Annotated in this window: 21 protein-coding genes and 1 tRNA gene; 5 read left to right on the top strand and 17 right to left on the bottom strand. The window is 36.5% G+C overall.

From position 1 onward, the window contains the following. Positions 1-171: 171 nt before the first annotated feature. Both ACFIM1_RS05000 and folE read right to left on the bottom strand, forming a co-directional pair. Positions 172-256: transfer RNA gene (locus ACFIM1_RS05000), tRNA-Leu, on the bottom strand. A gap of 139 nt (positions 257-395) precedes the next feature. Further along, complete coding sequence (folE, locus tag ACFIM1_RS04995) at positions 396-1,016, bottom strand: GTP cyclohydrolase I FolE (RefSeq protein ID WP_375608291.1); 621 nt, start codon at positions 1,014-1,016, stop codon at positions 396-398. A gap of 125 nt (positions 1,017-1,141) precedes the next feature. Here folE and ACFIM1_RS04990 point away from each other — a divergent pair, with 125 nt between their 5' ends. The 3 genes from ACFIM1_RS04990 to thrS all read left to right on the top strand — a co-directional run bounded on the left by ACFIM1_RS04990 (position 1,142) and on the right by thrS (position 4,012). Beyond that, positions 1,142-1,570, top strand: a complete 429-nt coding sequence (locus tag ACFIM1_RS04990; protein ID WP_375608292.1) for an iron-sulfur cluster assembly scaffold protein — start codon at positions 1,142-1,144, stop codon at positions 1,568-1,570. Further along, entirely contained in the window at positions 1,571-1,921 is a 351-nt protein-coding gene (yidD, locus tag ACFIM1_RS04985; RefSeq protein ID WP_375608293.1) for a membrane protein insertion efficiency factor YidD, read from the top strand. A gap of 114 nt (positions 1,922-2,035) precedes the next feature. After that, positions 2,036-4,012: a threonine--tRNA ligase gene (gene thrS / locus ACFIM1_RS04980; protein WP_375694487.1), complete on the top strand. Its 1,977-nt coding sequence runs from the start codon at positions 2,036-2,038 to the stop codon at positions 4,010-4,012. Positions 4,013-5,098: 1,086 nt separating this feature from the next. On the opposite strand, the gene ACFIM1_RS04975 is transcribed toward thrS, so the two are convergent. From ACFIM1_RS04975 to ACFIM1_RS04955, 5 genes are all read right to left on the bottom strand, one after another. After that, positions 5,099-5,602, bottom strand: coding sequence for a MerR family transcriptional regulator (locus ACFIM1_RS04975; protein ID WP_375609390.1), 504 nt, complete (start codon positions 5,600-5,602; stop codon positions 5,099-5,101). A gap of 190 nt (positions 5,603-5,792) precedes the next feature. Beyond that, on the bottom strand, positions 5,793-6,116 hold the full coding sequence (locus ACFIM1_RS04970) for an integration host factor subunit alpha (protein ID WP_375608296.1): 324 nt from the start codon (positions 6,114-6,116) through the stop codon (positions 5,793-5,795). A gap of 77 nt (positions 6,117-6,193) precedes the next feature. Further along, positions 6,194-7,168 (bottom strand): beta-ketoacyl-ACP synthase III, encoded by a 975-nt coding sequence (locus ACFIM1_RS04965; RefSeq protein ID WP_375608297.1) that lies wholly within the window; start codon positions 7,166-7,168, stop codon positions 6,194-6,196. A 48-nt stretch (positions 7,169-7,216) separates the two neighbouring features. Beyond that, positions 7,217-8,287, bottom strand: coding sequence for a phosphate acyltransferase PlsX (gene plsX / locus ACFIM1_RS04960; protein ID WP_375608298.1), 1,071 nt, complete (start codon positions 8,285-8,287; stop codon positions 7,217-7,219). 155 nt (positions 8,288-8,442) lie between these two features. Next, complete coding sequence (locus tag ACFIM1_RS04955) at positions 8,443-9,000, bottom strand: DUF177 domain-containing protein (protein ID WP_375609389.1); 558 nt, start codon at positions 8,998-9,000, stop codon at positions 8,443-8,445. Positions 9,001-9,224: 224 nt separating this feature from the next. Here ACFIM1_RS04955 and ACFIM1_RS04950 point away from each other — a divergent pair, with 224 nt between their 5' ends. Continuing rightward, positions 9,225-9,704, top strand: coding sequence for an outer membrane protein assembly factor BamE (locus tag ACFIM1_RS04950; RefSeq protein ID WP_375609399.1), 480 nt, complete (start codon positions 9,225-9,227; stop codon positions 9,702-9,704). A gap of 76 nt (positions 9,705-9,780) precedes the next feature. Here the strand turns inward: ACFIM1_RS04950 and nusB are convergent, their stop codons facing one another. The 6 genes from nusB to glyA form a co-directional block, all read right to left on the bottom strand. After that, positions 9,781-10,251, bottom strand: a complete 471-nt coding sequence (nusB, locus tag ACFIM1_RS04945; protein ID WP_375607112.1) for a transcription antitermination factor NusB — start codon at positions 10,249-10,251, stop codon at positions 9,781-9,783. 2 nt (positions 10,252-10,253) lie between these two features. Further along, positions 10,254-10,709: a 6,7-dimethyl-8-ribityllumazine synthase gene (locus ACFIM1_RS04940; protein ID WP_375607111.1), complete on the bottom strand. Its 456-nt coding sequence runs from the start codon at positions 10,707-10,709 to the stop codon at positions 10,254-10,256. A gap of 81 nt (positions 10,710-10,790) precedes the next feature. Next, positions 10,791-11,408, bottom strand: coding sequence for a riboflavin synthase (locus tag ACFIM1_RS04935; protein ID WP_375609388.1), 618 nt, complete (start codon positions 11,406-11,408; stop codon positions 10,791-10,793). Next, on the bottom strand, positions 11,390-12,517 hold the full coding sequence (ribD, locus tag ACFIM1_RS04930; RefSeq protein WP_375609387.1) for a bifunctional diaminohydroxyphosphoribosylaminopyrimidine deaminase/5-amino-6-(5-phosphoribosylamino)uracil reductase RibD: 1,128 nt from the start codon (positions 12,515-12,517) through the stop codon (positions 11,390-11,392). The genes ACFIM1_RS04935 and ribD overlap by 19 nt, the downstream gene beginning before the upstream one ends. Then, positions 12,510-12,992, bottom strand: a complete 483-nt coding sequence (gene nrdR / locus ACFIM1_RS04925; RefSeq protein ID WP_375609386.1) for a transcriptional regulator NrdR — start codon at positions 12,990-12,992, stop codon at positions 12,510-12,512. The genes ribD and nrdR overlap by 8 nt, the downstream gene beginning before the upstream one ends. Positions 12,993-13,005: 13 nt before the next feature. Further along, positions 13,006-14,319, bottom strand: a complete 1,314-nt coding sequence (glyA, locus tag ACFIM1_RS04920; protein ID WP_375607107.1) for a serine hydroxymethyltransferase — start codon at positions 14,317-14,319, stop codon at positions 13,006-13,008. A 326-nt stretch (positions 14,320-14,645) separates the two neighbouring features. Between glyA and argC the strand changes: the two genes are divergently transcribed. Then, positions 14,646-15,578, top strand: a complete 933-nt coding sequence (argC, locus tag ACFIM1_RS04915) for an N-acetyl-gamma-glutamyl-phosphate reductase (protein ID WP_375609385.1) — start codon at positions 14,646-14,648, stop codon at positions 15,576-15,578. Between the two features lie 20 nt (positions 15,579-15,598). Here argC and ACFIM1_RS04910 read toward each other — a convergent pair whose 3' ends face one another. The 4 genes from ACFIM1_RS04910 to hfq all read right to left on the bottom strand — a co-directional run bounded on the left by ACFIM1_RS04910 (position 15,599) and on the right by hfq (position 20,427). Then, positions 15,599-16,690, bottom strand: a complete 1,092-nt coding sequence (locus ACFIM1_RS04910) for a COX15/CtaA family protein (protein ID WP_375609384.1) — start codon at positions 16,688-16,690, stop codon at positions 15,599-15,601. A 131-nt stretch (positions 16,691-16,821) separates the two neighbouring features. Beyond that, positions 16,822-18,645 carry a hypothetical protein gene (locus ACFIM1_RS04905; RefSeq protein ID WP_375609383.1) on the bottom strand — a complete coding sequence of 608 codons (1,824 nt, stop codon included), beginning with the start codon at positions 18,643-18,645 and terminating at the stop codon, positions 16,822-16,824. Positions 18,646-18,789: 144 nt separating this feature from the next. Then, a complete protein-coding gene (hflX, locus tag ACFIM1_RS04900; RefSeq protein ID WP_375609382.1) occupies positions 18,790-20,133 on the bottom strand; it encodes a GTPase HflX in 1,344 nt (447 codons plus the stop codon). 54 nt (positions 20,134-20,187) lie between these two features. Continuing rightward, positions 20,188-20,427 (bottom strand): RNA chaperone Hfq, encoded by a 240-nt coding sequence (gene hfq / locus ACFIM1_RS04895; protein WP_005773461.1) that lies wholly within the window; start codon positions 20,425-20,427, stop codon positions 20,188-20,190. Positions 20,428-20,517: the final 90 nt, after the last annotated feature.

Here is a 20,517-nt window from a genome sequence, read left to right as displayed (position 1 = left end):
CTATAAAAAATATAACATTTCAAATGCACAGAATTAAAGTAATAAAAAATGAAAAATTAATGAAACATTATTGGAAATACACCAACAAATAATAAAAAAAGAAAGATTTCTTTATAATGATACATTCTCTTTTTACACAACTTCCTCTCATTACAGAGATTAATTGCCAAATGGTGCGGTCGAGAAGACTCGAACTTCCACGGGTTGCCCCACAGCGACCTCAACGCTGCGCGTCTACCAATTCCGCCACGACCGCACGTGGTGAAACAAAAAACTTTGGATTCCAGCCTTTAACAAATCATCAAGAAAGGTACAAGCCAATTTTCTGTTTCTCATAATTTATTTTATCCAGATAATTTATAACTTAATAAAGATTACGAGAAATATGGGCTTTCCTATGATCTTTGAACCATCATCATAAAATATGCTTGTGCAGCTTGATCTTTTTCATAAGAACCATGAAAGTTTTTGGTAATTGTTGTAGAACCCTGTTTTTGAATTCCTCTCATAGTCATACACATGTGCTCAGCCTCAATCAGTACTGCGACACCAAGGGGTTTTAGATATGTTTTTAAAGCGTGAGCTACCTGCGCTGTCATAGCTTCTTGTGTTTGTAAACGACGAGAAAAAATATCTACAACACGTGCAATTTTTGAAAGGCCAACGACTTTTGTATTAGGAAGATAGGCTATGTGCGCTTTCCCGATAATTGGGATCATATGATGTTCACAGTGTGAATAAAAAGGTATATTTTTTACGATTACCGATTCATTGTATCCTGAAACCTCTTCAAAAACCGTGCCTAAAGTTTCTTCAACCGATTGACTATAACCATTAAAAAGCTCGCGATATGCCTTAGCCATACGTCTTGGTGTATCTAAAAGCCCTTCTCTACTTGGATTTTCCCCTACCCATAAGAGTAATGTACGAATCGCTTCTTCTACCTCTTCAATATTAGGACGCTTTTCTTCAGATAAAAAAGAATCCTTTGAACCTTCTTTAACAACATTACGCATTCAAAAACTCCAACCCTACTCTCTACAAAGCATTTGCTAAATATCTATTTCATTTTGTATAATCTCTATATAAGCGAATTAAAAGTTTAAACAATCACAGCTCTCAAAATTTCAGGCAATAGCGCATGATTGATAATATCTATAATGATAAAATAATTGAATATGCAGCACATATAAGCAAAATTGGGCGCCTTAATAATCCTGATGCAACATCAAGGAAACATACACACCTTTGCGGTTCAACAATTATCGTAGATTTAAAAGTAAAAAATGATATTATTACGGATTTTGCCCATGAAATACACGCATGCGTGCTAGGGCAAGCTTCGGCTTCACTTTTAGCATCTCATATCATCGGAAAAACAACACAAGATCTTAAAATATTGCGTGAAATTATCTATCAAATGCTAACGCAAGATGGTCCTTCTCCTCAAGCTCCATTTGAGGATTTTTCTTGCTTACAGCCCATTAAAGACTATAAAGTGCGCCATGCAGCAACACTACTGCCCTTTGAGGCAACGATAGATTGTATTCAAAAAATTGAAGAAAAATAAATGTTCAAATCGCAATCTCGACAAAAAAAATTGACTCGAAATTACACTGGCACTTGGCAAAAAACACCCGGACGATTATTGGGCATTTGCTTAATACGTCTCTATCAAATAACACTTTCGAGTCTTATAGGCAATCAGTGTCGCCATGCCCCAACTTGTTCAGAATATACATATGAAGCGATTGCACGCCATGGGCTTTGGGCTGGTGCATGGATGGGATTTTTTCGTATCATGCGTTGTGGACCCTTTGGAACAGCTGGCTTTGATCCAGTCCCTCCATTACTGGGAAATTCTTGCTGTTTTTATAAACCTTGGCGTTACTGGAAAATTTCTGACAAACACAATAAATAATCCTTTTCTTTTTTTATATGTACTGATAGAAAAATTAGTCTATAAGCTTTTTACTTAGTTTTCACGAAAAATCATCCGCAATCGTTAGCGGAATTGGATTTAAAGGGTGTTTTTATGTCTTGCTCTATTTCTCTTTCTTTTCCAGATGGTTCAAAACGTAATTACCCCGCCGAAATGACAGGTTTGGAATTAGCAGAATCCATTTCTAAATCATTAGCAAAAAAAGCAGTCGCCTATAGTCTTAATGGCATTATGCGAGATCTATCGGATTCATTGGGACAATCTGGTCAAGTAGAGATTATTACCCGAGAAGATTCACGTGCTCTTGAACTTATAAGACATGATTGCGCCCATGTTCTTGCTGAAGCAGTGCAAGAACTCTTTCCTGAAACGCAAGTGACAATAGGTCCTGTTATTGAGAATGGATTCTATTATGATTTTGCACGCCAACAACCTTTTACATTAGATGATCTTACCGTCATTGAAAAAAAAATGCGTGAAATTATTCAACGCAATAAACCTTTTAGGAAAGAAATTTGGTCTCGTGAAAAAGCAAGAAAAATTTTTTCTGAGAAAAAGGAATTTTATAAAGTTGAACTTATTGATAGCGTTCCTGAAAATCAAGATTTAAAAATCTATTATCAAGGAGAGTGGTTTGATCTTTGCCGCGGACCGCACATGCAATCTACAGGCCAAATTGGAAATGCTTTCAAATTAATGAAAGTCGCAGGCGCTTATTGGCGTGGCGATGCCAATAATCGGATGCTTACGAGAATTTATGGAACAGCATTTGCAAATGAAAATGACTTAAAAGCCTACCTCCATATGTTAGAAGAAGCTGAAAAGCGTGATCATCGCCGCTTGGGACGTGAAATGGACTTATTTCATTTTCAAGAAGAAGGACCAGGAATGATTTTTTGGCACAAAAAAGGCTGGAAAATGTTCCAAAATTTGATCAACTATATGCGTAGACGCCTTGATGATCATCAATATGCTGAAGTTAATGCGCCACAAGTTCTCGATAGGTCACTTTGGGAAATATCTGGCCATTGGGGCTGGTATAAGGAGAACATGTTCAAAGCAATTCCAGCAGCAGAAGATTCAGATCATGGGAATGTTTATGCTCTTAAACCAATGAATTGCCCTGGTCATGTGCAAATTTTTAAACATGGTTTAAAATCTTATCGTGATTTGCCTATTAGACTTGCTGAGTTTGGTCTTGTGCACCGTTATGAGCCTTCAGGTTCTTTACATGGTCTTATGCGTGTGCGTGGTTTTACACAAGATGATGCGCATATTTTTTGTACTGATGAACAATTAGCCGATGAATGTCTCAGTATTAATGATCTTATTTTATCAACTTATGCTGATTTTGGTTTTAAAGAAATCAGTCTTAAGCTTTCAACACGTCCAGAAAAACGAGTTGGATCTGATGCATTATGGGATCATGCAGAAAGTATCATGGAATCTGTCCTTAAAACGATTGAAACAAAATTTGCAGGACAAATCAAAACAAGCATCTTTCCAGGTGAAGGAGCATTTTATGGTCCAAAATTTGAATATACATTAAAGGATGCTATCGGTCGTGAATGGCAATGTGGAACAACACAAATAGACTTTAATCTCCCTGAACGTTTTGGTGCATTCTATATTGATAAAGATTCAGAAAAACGTCAACCTGTTATGATCCACCGTGCTATTTTGGGATCAATGGAGCGTTTCCTTGGTATATTAATCGAAAACTTTGCTGGACATATGCCACTTTGGCTTGCTCCTGAACAAGTTGTTGTTGCAACAATTACATCTGAAGCAAATGAATATGCCAAAAAAATAACAGCAAAACTTAAAGCTATTGGGCTTTCAGCAACAACAGATCTCCGCAATGAAAAAATTAACTATAAAATACGAGAACATTCTTTACAAAAAGTTCCCGTAATTTTGGTATGCGGCAAACGTGAAGCTGAAACAAACAGCGTAAATATGCGCCGCTTAGGAAGTACGAATCAAACCTTTTTATCTATAAAAGATGTGATTAAACAACTCTCAAATGAGGCAACACCTCCAGATTTGCAACGTGTAATAAATATATAAATCACAGAAGATGGTAAGATATCAATTTTTATACAAAATAAAACGATTTGATACTGTCGTGTTTTGGGGTTTTATACATAATTACCTATCACAAGAAAGGATCATCTGATCACACTCTACAAAGCGGATGAGTAAAAATTGAATGTAAGAGTTATAAGCCGTTTAAATGCAAAAATCTTAGACAATTGAATATTAATAAATACCAATTTCTAGCATTAATCTATTAGCTTTATAATAGAAAGATGGTGCTATTATCATAGATAAATCATTACGAATTATAGCAACATCAAGAAATAAAACTGGAAACAAGATTATATTTATTAATAAATATGTAAACTAGCTGAATGATAATGTATCTTATTCATAAAGTATAGTATTATCAAAAAAAGACAACATATTGATTTATAATAATATATACTATTATTCATATTAAATAAGAATCTCGACTATCATAGGATACTCTCATTTCAAATCTTTTTGTGTTGAATCAACCAAAATTATTCGCTTGTACGTGACAAGCGGGATGAGTGTGTGGCAACTATTTAAAAAAGGACTAAAAAGTCTCAAGAGCTAAGTTTTTTGCAAACATTGAAGGCGAGCTAAATATAATGATGATACCAGCTTACTCTTTTACAAGCGTAAAAATGTTGGTGCTCAATGGATTTACCGTTATACTATTCACAAGCACCGTAGCAAAATGGGCTTAGATGCTTTCAAAGATATCTCTTTAAAACAAGTGTGTGAATTGGAAACACAATAGCGTTATAAATTTCGCGACTTCCACTGACTAAATGTTATTTTAACTTCCCTAAGAGTTATACAGCTAAATCAAAGAAAAATTGCAAAATTCAACGTTAATTCTTTCCCCTCTTCATATTATATCAAATCTAAAATTCTTATAAAAAAAATTCGTCAAATAGATACATATGGTACATTATGCTTGTTTAACATATAAAGCTCGGGGCACACATTATAAAATGTTTAATATCTACGACACATGACTGCGCTAGACGCTATACTGATTTATAAAGAAACCTCCAAACGCATGTTTTACCCAAAAAATAAGAGAACATAAATAAAAAAACATTATCGTGCTCTATCAAGAACACGCTTACATTCAATGAGTTCAAACAGTATTTCTTGCAACAATGCTTTATCGGTTTTATCTTTGTAAAGATTCACAGAACCAACAGATGCTTCTCCCTCATTCTTTATGAAACTCAAAAGCCCAAAAGAAGATTTTTTAGGCTTATTGCTGGTATTTTCGAAAGTTTGTCCTACTTGATTTTTCTCTATGACAATATTCATGGTATCAAGATCGCCATTCCCAAAAGCAGTTACAAAAGCAACCCCATTTTCTTTCAAAAGACGCTGCACACCTTTTATTGTATAACCTTGATCATATAATAACTGCTTAATACCATTGAGTAAATCAACATCGACCGGACGATAATAGCGTCTTCCTCCTCCACGTTTCATTGGTTTAATCTGCCTAAAACGTGTTTCCCAAAATCTCAAGACATGCTGCGGAAGCTCCAACAAATCGGCTACTTCGCTAATTGTGCGAAAAGCATCAGAGCTTTTATCCATTTTTCAACACCTTATCTAAAACACGAAAAATGATTTGACAATGATTCATTACGTTTCAATTTCTCAACAAGATTAGTCAAAAATAGGACCATAATTGACTATTTACTAAACAGTTTTTTTCTCAAAATACAGGACTTTATCTTATATTTATACATTTTTAAATAAACACCAAACATTATCACGCGTTTATTTATGATATACTATTTTTTTGTCTTGCACGATGCGAATCTAAAACTCTCTGCTTAAGTACATTTGCAGCCTTAAATGTTACAACACGTCGTGGTGGAATAGGCGCTTCAACACCTGTTTTTGGATTGCGCCCAACACGTTCATTTTTACTGCGCACCTGAAAAGTTGCAAAAGAAGAGAGTTTAACAGCCTCACCTCTTACAAGTGAGTTGCAAATCTCATCCAAAACCAATTCGACCAAAGCTGCTGATTCAGTATGTGACAAGCCCACTTTTTTGCAAACTACGCTCGCTAAATCTGCACGCGTTACTGTCTTACTTGTCATTATAACCACCTATTTAAATATTAAAAATTACAAAATGACTTATACGTTTTCTTGAAATATGGTCAAGTAGCCATAATTTACCAACGAATAAGAATTGCTCCCCATGTAAATCCACCTCCCATAGCTTCTAACATGATAAGATCTCCTTCTTTTATTTTTCCATCGCAAACAGCTGTTGTTAAAGCCAACGGAACTGATGCAGCAGACGTATTACCATGTTGATCAACGGTAATTACAACTTTATCTGGTGAAATTCCCAGTTTTTTAGCAGATGCTTCAATAATGCGCTTATTAGCTTGGTGAGGTACAAACCAATCTAGTTGTGAAGAATTCATACCTGCATCTGCAAAACAATCATCAACCACATCCGTTATCATACCAACAGCATATTTAAAGACTTCTCGTCCTTCCATACGCAAATAGCCTGTTGTTTGTGTTGTTGAAGGTCCACCATCAACATACAGCTTATCTATATAAGCACCATCAGAACGTAGTTTTGCAGATAATATACCACGCTCAAAAGCAATCCCCCCTTCAACTTCTTGTGCTTCCAAAATAGCAGCTCCCGCACCATCACCAAACAAAACGCACGTCGTACGATCTTCCCAATCTAAAATCCGAGAAAATGTATCGGATCCAATAACTAAAATTCTTTTAGCTGCTCCACATTGTATATAAGCATCTCCTGTTGTTAAAGCAAAAATAAAACCAGAGCAAACAGCTTGAATATCAAAAGCAAATCCATGGCTCATTCCCAAAGCATACTGAATTTCAACAGCAGAAGCAGGAAAAGTACGATTTGGTGTTGAGGTTGCTAAAATAATACAATCAATATCCTTTATTGTAAGACCAGCATTTATAAGAGCTTCTTGCGCAGCTTCGACTCCTAAAGAAACGGTTGTTTCATTTTTATTGGCAATATAACGTTGATGTATTCCTGTACGCTGAACAATCCATGAATCCGATGTTTCAACAAACTTTGCAATCTCATCATTTGACAAACTTCTTTTTGGCAAAGCGCTTCCTACACCACGTATAATTGATCGAATCATTCAGCTCTCACCTTTTTTCAGACTTTTCATTTCTATTATAAGAGCTTATCATAAGGACTCTCCATTCATCACTGCTTCTTCTTCCTGATCAAAAAGTGTTCCTTTATTTTCATGAAATCGCCGTAAATCAGCAGTTATTTTTTGTAAAAGTCCGTTATTAACCATCTCATAACCAACTCGGATAGCAGAAGCAAAACCATTAGCATTAGCACTGCCATGACTTTTGATGACAACACCATTCAAGCCTAAAAGTACTCCTCCATTCACCCTATCGGGATCCATTTTATGTTTCAGTGTACGAAAAGCTCCCCGCGATAAAAAATAACCAAGAGATGTTAAAAAAGAACTGCGCAATGCAGAATTTAAAATCTCTCCTATCTGTCGCGCGGTCCCTTCTGCGGTTTTTAAAGCAATATTACCAGAAAACCCTTCGGTTACAACAACATCTACTGTTCCTTTCCCAATGTCATTGCCCTCAACAAATCCTTTATATTCCAATCCTTCTAATTGTACTTCACGTAATATCATTCCTGCTTTTTTTATTTCGTATAGTCCTTTAACCTCTTCCACCCCCACATTTAAAAGCCCAACGCTTGGTTTTTCAGTGTGATACAAAGCGCGAAACATACCCGCTCCCATAACCGCCAAATCCACCAACTGACGAGCAGACGCACCAATTGTTGCCCCAATATCTAAAACGATACTCTCACTGCGAAGTGTTGGCCAGATACCCGCAATTCCAGGACGTTCAGCTTCTGCTAGCATTTTTAAACAAAAATAAGACATAGCCATCAGCGCTCCCGTATTACCAGCAGAAACGCAGGCATCAGCTTCACCATTTTTTATCGCTTCAATGGCATACCACATTGATGATTTACCACGTCCATTACGAAGTGCTTGGCTTGGCTTTTCATCCATGCGCGTATAACTTTCTGTGGGATAAAAGCGCGAGACAGAATCTAAACAGGGATATTTTTTTAAAACTGGCTTAACGATCTCTTCTATCCCATAAAACAGAAAATAAATATTTGACAAATATTTTTGTACAATTGCTGCTCCTGCAATAGCTGCTTCTGGACCGTAATCACCACCCATAACATCCACAGAAATTCTAATCACGCTTGCATATCCCACATCTTTTATTTACATTTTTAAATGTATATTATGATTTTTGGCTTCTGAATACTCACAAAACATATCTTGCGAAAATAGCTCCGCGGAAAATATCGTTTTTATCATAGCATACAATAGATAATTTTTTTATGTTTTTACAATTACTTCCAATTTTTCAAAACAGAAAATGGCGAGAGTTTTTGCTCTGCTTCTTCTAAATTTTTAACCACATGCATATTTATCCCCTCTTTACGTGGATAATGATTAATAGACAACTCAAAAAACTCTTCCATGATTGCACCAATATCAATTTTATCATTATAAAATACTTCCGGAGTATCAAGCCCCTCTACATCTAAAAATAATTCTCCAGTCCCTTCTGATATTTTGGGTTTTATCAAATTTGAATCTTCAGGAACAAAAACAACGTCAATATTTTCACAGAGAATATTTTCTAAAGGTTCTAATGTAACAACACATAACTGTAGTATACGTGCTTGTAACAGACCTTTTATACGCACGCCACGTTTTTTCCACGGAAAAATATGGAATTTTCCCTCACAGAATTTCACTTCAATCAAATCATGGTTCTGAGCTAAATGTATACATTCCCTTTTGTTTGCACAAAGATGAACTCTTATACCTTTAGCAGGGAGAGAACGTACAGATATTGGATAAGCCAAAGCACATGTCATTTGAGAAACATTTTGAGCATTCATTAACAACTCCCAACCACAAAAACATATCAAGCACTGTACTTTTAGTTATCTCAAGTACATTTCATTCATTTTTTTCTTTTCTAAAGAAATTCTATATGGCATAATTTGTTTTATAACAGGGAAACTCAATGTAAGCTACGGTAGATTAAGCTAAAATTAGAAAAAGCTTGAGATTGCTTTCTTGTGTTACATCTAAGTATAAAAAGGAGATGTCATTGTTTCAAATGCCTCACTTCATGGCCTTAATCAAACGTCACTTATTGGTTGGTCTCTCAATAGTAAATATAATAATACTTGCCGGTTGTAGTCTTCTTGATTCTTCAGGTTCAAGTCAAATTTATAGAGAAGGCTATATTCTTGATAAAGATGCTCTGAGTTCCATTTCTATTGGCTCAAGTCAAGAGCAAGTTCTTTTAACTTTAGGGACCCCTTCATTAAAAACAAAATATGATAATGAAGTTTTTTATTACATCTCACAGACACGTTATCGTGGGATGCAGTTTATGAAAACAAAGATTATTGATCGCAAAGTTTTAGCTATTTACTTCAATAAAAATAATCAGGTTGCAAAAGTTGCAAATTACGGGTTACAAGACGGTCAAGTGTTTGACTTTATTACACAAACAACGCCAACTGTAACGAAAGAACATCCTTTCTTAATTCAAATTATAAAAGGCCCTGCGAATTTGCCACCCCATAACTAAATCATATAGTCTGCGTACCGTTTCAATATTATAGGTCTGATAATATCAGATCTATAATGGAGGGGATTTGTAACTCTTAGAGTCGGACTTTTTTTGCCATACTGTCGAGAACTGCATTAACAAGTTTTGGCTCTTCACCTTCAAAAAACGCCTTTGCTATATCAACATATTCATTCATAACAACTGCAATAGGGACATCTTTACGGTTGATCAACTCCCATAAACCTGCTCGTAAAATTGCGCGTAAGATAGAATCAAGACGTGAAAGAGACCACTCTGCAGAAAGCTGTTGATGAAGCAGCGGATCAAGCTGCTTTTGATCTTTTACAACACCCGTTATAATAGCCAAAAACCATTGAAAATCAGCTTCAAGATATTGGTCTCCATCAATATCTTTTCCCAAACGATAAGCCTCATACTCAGCTGCAGTTTCCATCACCCCCGAACCCACGATATCCATTTGATAGAGTGCTTGAACTGCAGCAAGTCTTGCTGCTCCACGTTTATTGGCTGAACGCGGAAAATGTCTGCTTTTTATATCAGCCATATTTAACGATTATCTCCAAATCTCTTTTTTAGAGCGATCATACATAAAGCAGCTTCAGCCGCAAAACCACCTTTATTTTTGTCATCTAGTTTTGCACGCACCCATGCTTGTTCTTCGTTTTCAACAGTCAAAATACCATTTCCAATAGCCAAGTGTTGATGAACAGTTAAATCCATCAATGCACGACAAGAACCATTAGCAACAATTTCAAAGTGATATGTTTCACCCCTAATAACACAACCAAGAGCAACATAACCATCATACGATATCTTGTTTTGTTCAGAAAAAGCTATTGCACTTGGTATTTCTAATGCTCCAGGAACCGTTACAACATCATAACTTGCTTCAGCTTTTTGCAAAGTATTCACTGCACCTCTCAAAAGCGCATCAGAAATCCCCTCATAAAAACGTGCCTCAACAATCAATACGTGAGGCTTTTTACCTATCTCTTTCATCATAATGAAATTCCACAAAAAACGAATCAAAAAAATCAAAGTTATAAAGCATAAAATTCTGAAAACGATCAATAGAGTGTTGGCTTATTCATCTTCTCTTTTTAAAGTAAAAAGTTTTGCAGCATAACGAGCAAGTTGATCAATTTCCAAATTTACCCGATCTCCAATTTTAGCTTGTCCCCACGTTGTCATTTCGAGTGTATGGCGAATAATAAGAACATCAAAAACACAATCCTCAACACCATTAACAGTCAAAGATGTCCCATTAAGTGCAATAGATCCCTTGTTAACAATGAAAGGCATAAATTGTCTTGAAACTTTTAAATAAAAACGAATTGCATCCCCTTCCTTTTTTTGATCAATGATTTCAGCCAAACCATCAATATGACCAGAAACCAAATGTCCCCCCATTTCATCACCCAATCGAAGCGAACGTTCCAAATTAACAAAAGTTCCTTTTATCCATTGTGCAAGATTCGTTAAACGTAATGTTTCTTCCCACGCCTCGACAACAAACCAATTGGAATCTTCTTGCTTTAATCCTCGCTCTACAATTGTCAGACAAATTCCTGAACAAGCAATTGACGCCCCAATTGCTAAGCTTTCTATAACATAGTGGGTAGAAATCTTTAAACGCATCCCCTGCTTTAAAGGTTGAACATCTTCAACACAACCAATATCCGTTATAATTCCTGTGAACATAATGTCTTACGTCTCCACTTATAAAAACGGTCATTTCCAAACATTCTTGTCTCAATTTTATGAAATTGCGAGAGATAATTTCCAAAATGAGGGGCTTCAATACGATTTTTGCCTAAAACAATGGGGGTATGAAAACATATCAAATGATCAACACAACCAGCATTCAAAAATTTTTCCCCTGTCTTGACGCCCCCTTCCAATAAAACACTATTAATCCCATGTTTATAAAGCATCTGTAAAAGAGCAAAGGGTTCTACACAACCATTGTTCATCTCTACCGAATAAACAGACACACCATATTGCTCCAATGCATTTTTTTTGCTTTTCTTTGAAAGATCCCCATCACAAATAACCCATGTAGGGATTTTTATAGCTGTTTGGACAACTTTTGCATAAAGAGGGATAGATAAATCTGCATCCAAAATAATACGAATTGGTGAGCGCATCTCCATCCCTGGCAAGCGGCAATTGAGTTGTGGATCATCTGCGAGTATAGTTCCAATACCAACGAGGATAGCATTATTTTGAGCACGTAAAATATGCGTATGGGCATGAGAAAGTGTTCCACTAATTTTTACGCTGCCTTTCTCTTTTTTTCCAACACCATTATCTGCAGAAATTGCCATTTTAAAAGTGACCGCACAGCGTTGTATCTTTCTTATGCACCAATGCGTCCATAAGGATTCAAAAGCCTCTTCAGCTAAAATACCCTCAACCACTTCAATACCAGCCGCTCGCAAAAGAGCAATACCATGACCATCAACACGCTTGTCACAATCAGTCAGCGCAACAACAACTCGAGAAACACCTGAACCAATAAGTGCATTCACACACGGCGAAGTTTTTCCATAATGCGCACAAGGTTCTAATGTAACATAAGCAGTAGCTCCTTGAGCCAAAGAACCTGCCATGTGTAAAGCTTGCACTTCCGCATGAGGACGCCCATGAATAGCTGTTACGCCATAGCCAACAATAAAAGCCCCTCCACTATTATCGTTTCGCACAATTAATGTACCAACCGAAGGATTCTCACCTGTAAGACCGACATGACGTTCTGCTAAACGAATAGCTGCAGCCATAAACCGTTCATCTTGCACTTTTTTATTCATCAAAACGAGATTCTGTATCCGCGATACCCTTTGACAATTCATCTATAACATCGTGAAAATCGCTTGCATTACGGAAATCTCGATACACAGAAGCAAAACGAATATAAGCAATATCATCAATTCTTTTCAATGCTTCCATCACAAGATGCCCAATTTTTTCTGAAGAAATCTCTGGTTCTCCCAAACTTTCAAGCTGGCGTACAATGCCAGAAATTGCTCGTTCAATATGATCAGGATCAATATTGCGCTTACGTACAGCCACATCAACTGATCGCATTAACTTATCACGATCGAAAGGTTCACATCGTCCACTTTTTTTAGCGACTAAAAGCTCACGCAACTGAACACGTTCAAAAGTTGTAAAGCGACCAGCACAAACAGAACAAACACGGCGGCGTCGAATCACTGCCCCCCCTTCTGCAGGACGCGAGTCTCTAACCTGTGTATCCTCATATTGACAATAAGGACAGCGCATCTCTTTTATATCCTTAACAAGCGCTGAGATAAGAGTAAAGAGGAAATTGATTCGTTATATCTTCCACCTTTTTCTTAACAGCCATTTCAACAGCATGATTATCTTCATCACTTTTTGCGTTCCGAAGACCATCAAGAACTTCTGAAATCAAATGACCAACTTGAATAAATTCTTTTTCTAAAAAACCACGCGTTGTAGCAGCAGGTGAGCCCAAACGAATTCCCGATGTTATAGATGGCGTTTCAGGGTCAAAAGGAATACCATTTTTATTGCAGGTAATATGAGCGCGTCCTAAAGCCAATTCAGCACGTTTACCTGTTAGATTTTTGGAACGTAAATCAACCAACAATAAATGATTATCTGTACCGCCAGAAACAATATTAAAACCATTATTCTGTAATGTTTTTGCTAAAGTTTTCGCATGTGTGACCACCTTGGCAGTATAATTCTTGAAAGAAGGATGCAAAGCCTCCCCAAATGCAACAGCCTTTGCCGCAATCACATGCATTAAAGGCCCCCCTTGAAGACCAGGAAAAATAGCAGAATTAATTTTTTTGGATAAAGCCTCATCATTTGTCAATATCAAACCACCCCGGGGACCTCGAAGCGATTTATGTGTTGTTGTCGTTACAATATGCGCATGTGGAACAGGTGAAGGATGTACGCCACCAGCAACAAGACCAGCAATATGAGACATATCAACGAGTAAATGAGCACCGATTTCATCTGCAATTTCACGGAATCTTTCCCAATTCCAGAATCGAGAATAAGATGAGCCCCCTGCTATAATAAGTTTTGGCTTATGTTCTTTTGCAAGTCGCTCAACCTCATCCATATCAATAATCTGATCTTCTTGACGTACACCATAGGAAACAACATTAAACCATTTTCCTGACATATTAACAGGTGAACCATGCGTAAGGTGACCACCAGCATTTAAATCCAACCCCATAAATGTGTCACCAGGCTGAAGTAAAGCTAAAAAGACAGCTTGATTCATTTGGCTACCAGAATTAGGCTGTACATTTGCAAACGCAGCACCAAAAAGCTGTTTTGCCCTTTCAATGGCTAAATCTTCAACGACATCAACAAATTGACATCCGCCATAGTAGCGCTTTCTTGGATAACCTTCTGCATATTTATTGGTTAAAACAGACCCCTGCGCTTCAAGGACCGCTCTTGAAACAATATTCTCTGAAGCAATCAATTCAATTTCATGTTGTTGACGCTCAAATTCTTCCATAATTGCATCAAAGATTGCATCATCAACAGTTTGTAAATTATCATTAAAAAAGCGCTCTTGTGCGTCATTTTTTTGCTGAGTCATAAAATACGTTCCTAACATTAAAAAATAAAGTCATTAAACGATAACACAGCAAACCATGCAAACCAAACATTTTAAACTACTTACACTCAAAAATAATGATACAAATAATTATCCTGTTCCTTGTCATAGAGACAGCAAAAAACGTCTCTCATAAAAATGGTGAAAAATGAGGTTAAATTTCTTCTTTTACGCTCTTATTTGTTTACACCTTTTACAAAAAAATATTTATAATCTAAATAAATTCAATAATTTAATAATTATTATTTAAGTTGGTAATGATTTAAAATAATTTATAATATGAAAAGCTGAATATAGTAGAGAAAAGAATGGCAACCAAAGTTTTTATTGATGGTGAACATGGCACAACCGGACTACAAATACAAAAACGCTTAGAAAGGCGTACAGATTTAAAACTACTCTCTCTTTCTCATAAAGATCGCCATAATGTTCATCTACGACAAGACTATCTTAATCAAGCTGATATTGCTATTTTGTGTCTTCCAGATGATGCTGCACGCGAAACCGTTCATTGGCTTAAAAAAAATAAAAACATTAGGATTATTGATAGCTCGACAGCACACCGTGTTACACCAGACTGGGTTTACGGTTTTCCTGAAATGATAGCAGGACAAAGAAAGCGCATCCAAGCAGCACATTATGTAACCAATCCCGGATGCTATCCTACTGGTGCCATTAGTTTGATTCGCCCACTCCGTGAAGCAGGACTGCTAGACGCCGATTATCCCATCTCGATTAATGCAATCTCCGGCTATACCGGTGGTGGAAAACAGTTGATTTTACAAATGGAAAATCAATCTCAACAAAATATTAAGGAAAATTATTTTATTTATGGTCTTAATCTTGCACACAAACATGTGCCAGAAATTAAAATCTATGGACAAATCAATCAAACCCCAGTTTTTATACCAAGTGTTGGTCGTTTTCCCCAAGGAATGATTGTGAATCTTCCTCTGCATCGCCATTTATTCACAAAATCAGCAAACTGTTCTGATTTGCGCGAAATTCTCGCAAACCATTACGATGGACAAAATACCATTTTAGTTGCATCACAAGAAGAAACTGTTTCACTTGAAAGACTTAATCCAGAGTGTTTAGCCAATAAAGATGGTATGAAACTGTTCGTATTTGGCAATGATCGCGAAGGCATTTTTAATCTCAGCGCCATATTCGATAATTTAGGAAAAGGCGCATCAGCTGCAGCTATCCAGAACCTCGATTTAATGCTTTCAAGCGACTAAACCTCCCTACCCACAAACTTTTATTCCACAACGCGATATGCCCCTTTCGTTGCTCGCCAGTGCGCAACCGCAAAACATAACACGGCTAGTGCCATACTTTGATGAATGAGCCCTAAACTTATCGGAACCTCATGTAACAGTGTTAAGATACCCAAGACTGCTTGGATAATAATCATAACACAGATGAGAAATGCACGACGAGAATGGGTTGAATGTGGAGCATTTTTTTGTACATAGAAAGCATGAACAACTGAGACAATAAATAAAAAATAAGCAAAAAACCGATGAATAAATTGAACCATTAAGGAATTTTCGAATAAATTGAGCCAAACAGGACGATGCTGCAACAATCCATCAGGAATAATCTGCCCATCCATAAGCGGCCATGTATTATAGACTCTTCCTGCATGAAGCCCTGCAACCAAAGCTCCGAAATAAATCTCTATCAAAACGAGAATAACAAGCCAAGACGCAAAATATTGCACCTTTTTATTTGCTGGTTTTTCTGAATATTCTGCAAGTCCTCGAGATAAATAAGTAACAAAAATAATTACAAAACATGCTGTTATAAGATGAAATGCCAAACGATATTGGCTCACACTTGTTAAATTACTCTGCCCAATCCCTGAAGCGACCATCCACCAACCAATAAAACCCTGAAAGGCAATAAGGACTGGTACAATGATAAGCTGGAGTAAAATATTTTTTTCAATACGTTTAGTTGCCCAAAACCAAATGAGCCCTAATAAAGCAACAAGACCAACCAGGCGCCCGAGAACACGATGCGCCCATTCCCACCAAAAAATGATCTTAAAAGCACTTAAGGTCATATCACGATTAAGAAGCTTATACTGTGCTATCTGTTGATATTTTAAAAATTCCTCTTGCCATTGATCAACCCCTATCGGTGGGATAATACCGTGTATTGGCTTCCATTCCGTTATCGATAATCCTGATCCCGTCAAACGAGTAGCGCCACCCACTAAGACAATTGCCAAACAAAGCAGTAAAATAGAGTAAAGCCACACCTGTATATGTTTTCTATTTTCCTTTTGCACAGGTGTTAAAAAGTTATCGTTTAATCTCTTTACTGCCATCTCTGATTGCCCCACGCTTCTCTCCAACTAAAATGCATTTTAAAATTAACATTAAATCTTTAATTTTAGTATGTACTATAACTTCAGCAAAAAACAAGCGTACCACTATAGCATATGATACATATTTCTTTTCTCTTTTACGAAGTTTATGATGCAACAACACGATAAACAGTCTTTGGAAAGCTGCTTACCATCCACATCATCCAATCTTGTTCATTAAGAACAGTATTACAAATATAATAGTCTGTTAGCTCTGCAAATTGTTCAAAACCATATTTTGGTTTGCTTGCCATCTCTAAAATGATAAAATCATATTCTTTTTTAAATTCTTGTAATATATGAGAAATATTATTTGAAAAATCTTGTGCAGAAACAGCACTTGTTAATCCCTGAGGAAGAATATCAACGCCCGTATCGTAATCGCGGTAAATAACATCATGCATCTGAGCATGGCCGGTTAAAACATCACTCAGTCCGCGATGTGGGCCAATGACTTTCTCTATTTGTTGACCAGAGATATCGATCAATAAAATTGTTTTGTTCTCTTTTGTGAGATGAAGTGAAAGCTTTGCCGCTGTCCGTGCAGCCTCTGGTCCAATAATTGAAATAACTGTTGAAGCATGCCATTTTAAAACATCAGATAATCCCTCTATCGTAATAAAAGCTTCAAGATTTTTTATTTCTTGAGAAACTAAAAGACTCTCATTCTTCTTGAGAGCATTTTCTTTTAATCTCACATCCTCTTCTGAAAGTTGGTCTTTTTTGCTTTTAAAGAACGGATAAAATAACATTATTCCTAGCAAAAGAGTAAGGAAGCTGGCCAATGCACCCACAAGAACATTTTTTCCATAAAGAGCCATAAAAGAAATGGGGGCTAATGTTGTTGGCATTACCACATTGATCTTTGTATTTTGTAAGAGAAGAGGGTTATCACTCAATCCCCAATATGAACCAATAACTTTTTCTCTTTGAGCAGATTTGCTCATCACTTTATTTTGTGCATCGACCGCTGCTTTTATTTTATTTTCAAACTCGTTAAATATTTCATTCAAAGATTGGGATTGATCTTTTACAAAAAAACTCACCCTTTTTTGGAGCTGTTTTTCCAACTCCGTTGCAATAATTATATCTGAATGAACTTGATAAACGATCTGTAAAATTTTATTGTTTAATTGATGGGAAACCGCTTCTAACTCCGCAGTCATTGCCTTAATTTGAGGATGTGTCCACCCCAATTGCGCCGCCATATGTGCTCTTTGCGTTTCCAAGAGATCACGTTTAGATTCCAGAGAAACAATTGCTGAATTATCTGCAATAAACGATAAAGACAGTAAAGACTGTCCATTTTCACGTATCATGTTAATCGTTGAATTCAAACTTGTTAAATGAATACGCTTTAAAGTTGCTTGCATTAATTGCATCGAAAGATCATGAAGCTCTGTTTGTTTGACACCATGCTGAATAAAAGAATCAACAGAGGACCGAAATTCCTGCACGATATTAATAATCGCAGTGTTATCATATTGTTTGTCTTCAGATTTATCATTTAACAAGAATTGTTTTTGTTTTATGATTGCTTGTGAAAATACGGAAAACCAAGTTTCCAACCCACGTTGTGCTGCTTCCTGTGTCTCAGCTTCAAAAGTAAGGTTGATAAGTTCACCATGACGCGATAAACGGATATTTTCCTGATTTTTTTTCTTATAAGAAACCCTTAAAGAAAAAGGAGAATCATTTGAAATTATAGGCTGTGAAAACAAAAAGGCGATAACATTGTCTTGCTTTTTAATTGGTAATGGCTTTCCAACAGAATCAGATAATGAAAATATTAAAGTTGCTTGGTAACTACGGGGCTGGACAAAATAATACAACCAAATCAAAGATACACATAGCATGTGTAATAGCAAAACAATCAAAATGCTTCGCCATACGGTACGTACGAATAGTCTTTTATTACATGTAAGACTCATCTTTATTTTAACCAGCAAAATACTTCTTCATATTGTTTTATTAAGAGAAAGTAGTAACTATCCTCTTAACTTGCTGTCATATTATTTTGAGATAATAAAAATATAAAATTTAAGCAAAAATGTTCAACAATAGCTTTAAAGAACTTAATTCATATTTTTTTTGAGGCTCTCTAGTTGTTTTTTTGCTTCAGAAGTAACAACCGCTCTAATGGTAACAGACCCATCATCATGCCCTTCTTGCACTATTTCCGCAGAGTTTTCATAAAACCAATCAATAAGTGACATTTCATGAGGCTTTAGAAGATATTCAATACTTTGCACCTCTCCAAAAATTCGCTTTTCAATGGCTCTTAATAATTGATCGAGTCCATTCCCCTTAAGTGCTGATACCATGAGAGCAGGATTTAATTGCGTCTTTGCGCTTGTTTGTAAAACATTCAATGCTTGCTCATCTAACATATCAATCTTATTCCAAACTTCTATGATGTGCTCCATATCATCAATATCGATATCAAGACTTGAAAGCACTTCTAAAACATCTTGGGCATGTGCTCGATGATCAAGATCTGACATATCTCTTACATGAAGAATGAGATCCGCTTCAACCACTTCTTCAAGGGTTGCTCTAAAAGCTGCAATCAAATTCGTTGGCAAGTTAGAAATAAACCCTACAGTATCAGACAAAAGAACAGTTTTTCCATGGGGAAGAACAATTTTGCGCAAAGTCGGATCAAGCGTTGCAAATAACATATTCTTTGCTAAAACATCTGCACCGCTTAAACGGTTAAAGAGAGTTGACTTTCCTGTATTCGTATATCCTACCATTGCTACAACAGGATAAGATGTTTTTTTCCTTTTTGCTCTATGAAGTGCACGTGTTTTAATAACCGTTTGCAATTCGCGGCGAATACGAATAATTTTTTCTTGTAAAAGACGCCTATCTGCTTCAATTTGCGTTTCACCAGGTCCCCCTAGGAAGCCACGCCCCCCCCGTTGCCTTTCCAAGTGCGTCCAACTCCGCACAAGTCTCCCTTTTTGATAGGACAAACGCGCTAACTCTACTTGCAAAACTCCTTCTTTTGTTCGTGCACGATCCCCAAAAATTTCAAGAATCAAAGCTGTTCTATCGATAACTTTGCAATTCCATAATTTTTCTAAATTACGCTGCTGTACTGGCGTTAAAAAGTGATCTACAATCGCAAGCTCAATAGAATATTCATCTATATAACAGGTTAACGCATCTACTTTACCTTTTCCAAAGAGTGTCGCAGAGCGAGGCGTTGCAATATTAATCGTTTCATAATTAACAACTTCTAACCTTATAGCACGCGCTAACCCCAATGATTCTTTAACACGAGAAGATATAGAACACTCTCTCAAAGAGATTTCACTTCTATTTTCTTGAAAAATCGGTATCAAAACAAGTGCACGCACCTGTTCTGTATTCTGCGAAAACACCCCTCCTAATCTCTCATTTTCATTTATCATAGCAATCTAAGTACTTTTAAAATGGGATAAGAGGTCTATCTTAAAATGACGTGCTTACTCAGGACTTTCACCCTCAAACATCTGTACAGGCTGTCCAGGCATAATCGTAGAAATAGCATGCTTATAAACCAATTGCGCGTGTCCATCTCGGCGCAAAAGAACACAAAAATTATCAAATGAAGTTACAATACCCGTGAGTTTAACGCCATTGACAAGAAAAATTGTAAGGGAAATTTTTTGCTTACGCACCGTATTTAAAAACACATCTTGCAGGTGTTGTGATCGCTCTGCCATTATTCTTACACCTTTATCTAGATTGCATAAAATATTCGTGCATGCATATCGACTGAAAAATATCCAATTGTCAACGTAGAAGCTTCAAAA

Source organism: Bartonella sp. AC158YNML, from assembly GCF_042196725.1.
Taxonomy (GTDB): Bacteria; Pseudomonadota; Alphaproteobacteria; order Rhizobiales; family Rhizobiaceae; genus Bartonella.
Note: the sequence above shows the minus strand (reverse complement) of the source record. Positions and strands in the feature narration are given on the sequence as shown.

What these genes read in the sequence shown, in the direction of transcription:
- folE (WP_375608291.1), bottom strand. Translation starts at nt 1,016, where the DNA reads ATGCGTAATGTTGTTAAAGAAGGTTCAAAGGATTCTTTTTTATCTGAA.
- ACFIM1_RS04990 (WP_375608292.1), top strand. Translation starts at nt 1,142, where the DNA reads ATGATTGATAATATCTATAATGATAAAATAATTGAATATGCAGCACAT.
- yidD (WP_375608293.1), top strand. Translation starts at nt 1,571, where the DNA reads ATGTTCAAATCGCAATCTCGACAAAAAAAATTGACTCGAAATTACACT.
- thrS (WP_375694487.1), top strand. Translation starts at nt 2,036, where the DNA reads ATGTCTTGCTCTATTTCTCTTTCTTTTCCAGATGGTTCAAAACGTAAT.
- ACFIM1_RS04975 (WP_375609390.1), bottom strand. Translation starts at nt 5,602, where the DNA reads ATGGATAAAAGCTCTGATGCTTTTCGCACAATTAGCGAAGTAGCCGAT.
- ACFIM1_RS04970 (WP_375608296.1), bottom strand. Translation starts at nt 6,116, where the DNA reads ATGACAAGTAAGACAGTAACGCGTGCAGATTTAGCGAGCGTAGTTTGC.
- ACFIM1_RS04965 (WP_375608297.1), bottom strand. Translation starts at nt 7,168, where the DNA reads ATGATTCGATCAATTATACGTGGTGTAGGAAGCGCTTTGCCAAAAAGA.
- ACFIM1_RS04955 (WP_375609389.1), bottom strand. Translation starts at nt 9,000, where the DNA reads ATGAATGCTCAAAATGTTTCTCAAATGACATGTGCTTTGGCTTATCCA.
- ACFIM1_RS04950 (WP_375609399.1), top strand. Translation starts at nt 9,225, where the DNA reads ATGCCTCACTTCATGGCCTTAATCAAACGTCACTTATTGGTTGGTCTC.
- nusB (WP_375607112.1), bottom strand. Translation starts at nt 10,251, where the DNA reads ATGGCTGATATAAAAAGCAGACATTTTCCGCGTTCAGCCAATAAACGT.
- ACFIM1_RS04940 (WP_375607111.1), bottom strand. Translation starts at nt 10,709, where the DNA reads ATGATGAAAGAGATAGGTAAAAAGCCTCACGTATTGATTGTTGAGGCA.
- ACFIM1_RS04935 (WP_375609388.1), bottom strand. Translation starts at nt 11,408, where the DNA reads ATGTTCACAGGAATTATAACGGATATTGGTTGTGTTGAAGATGTTCAA.
- ribD (WP_375609387.1), bottom strand. Translation starts at nt 12,517, where the DNA reads ATGAATAAAAAAGTGCAAGATGAACGGTTTATGGCTGCAGCTATTCGT.
- nrdR (WP_375609386.1), bottom strand. Translation starts at nt 12,992, where the DNA reads ATGCGCTGTCCTTATTGTCAATATGAGGATACACAGGTTAGAGACTCG.
- glyA (WP_375607107.1), bottom strand. Translation starts at nt 14,319, where the DNA reads ATGACTCAGCAAAAAAATGACGCACAAGAGCGCTTTTTTAATGATAAT.
- argC (WP_375609385.1), top strand. Translation starts at nt 14,646, where the DNA reads ATGGCAACCAAAGTTTTTATTGATGGTGAACATGGCACAACCGGACTA.
- ACFIM1_RS04905 (WP_375609383.1), bottom strand. Translation starts at nt 18,645, where the DNA reads ATGAGTCTTACATGTAATAAAAGACTATTCGTACGTACCGTATGGCGA.
- hflX (WP_375609382.1), bottom strand. Translation starts at nt 20,133, where the DNA reads ATGATAAATGAAAATGAGAGATTAGGAGGGGTGTTTTCGCAGAATACA.
- hfq (WP_005773461.1), bottom strand. Translation starts at nt 20,427, where the DNA reads ATGGCAGAGCGATCACAACACCTGCAAGATGTGTTTTTAAATACGGTG.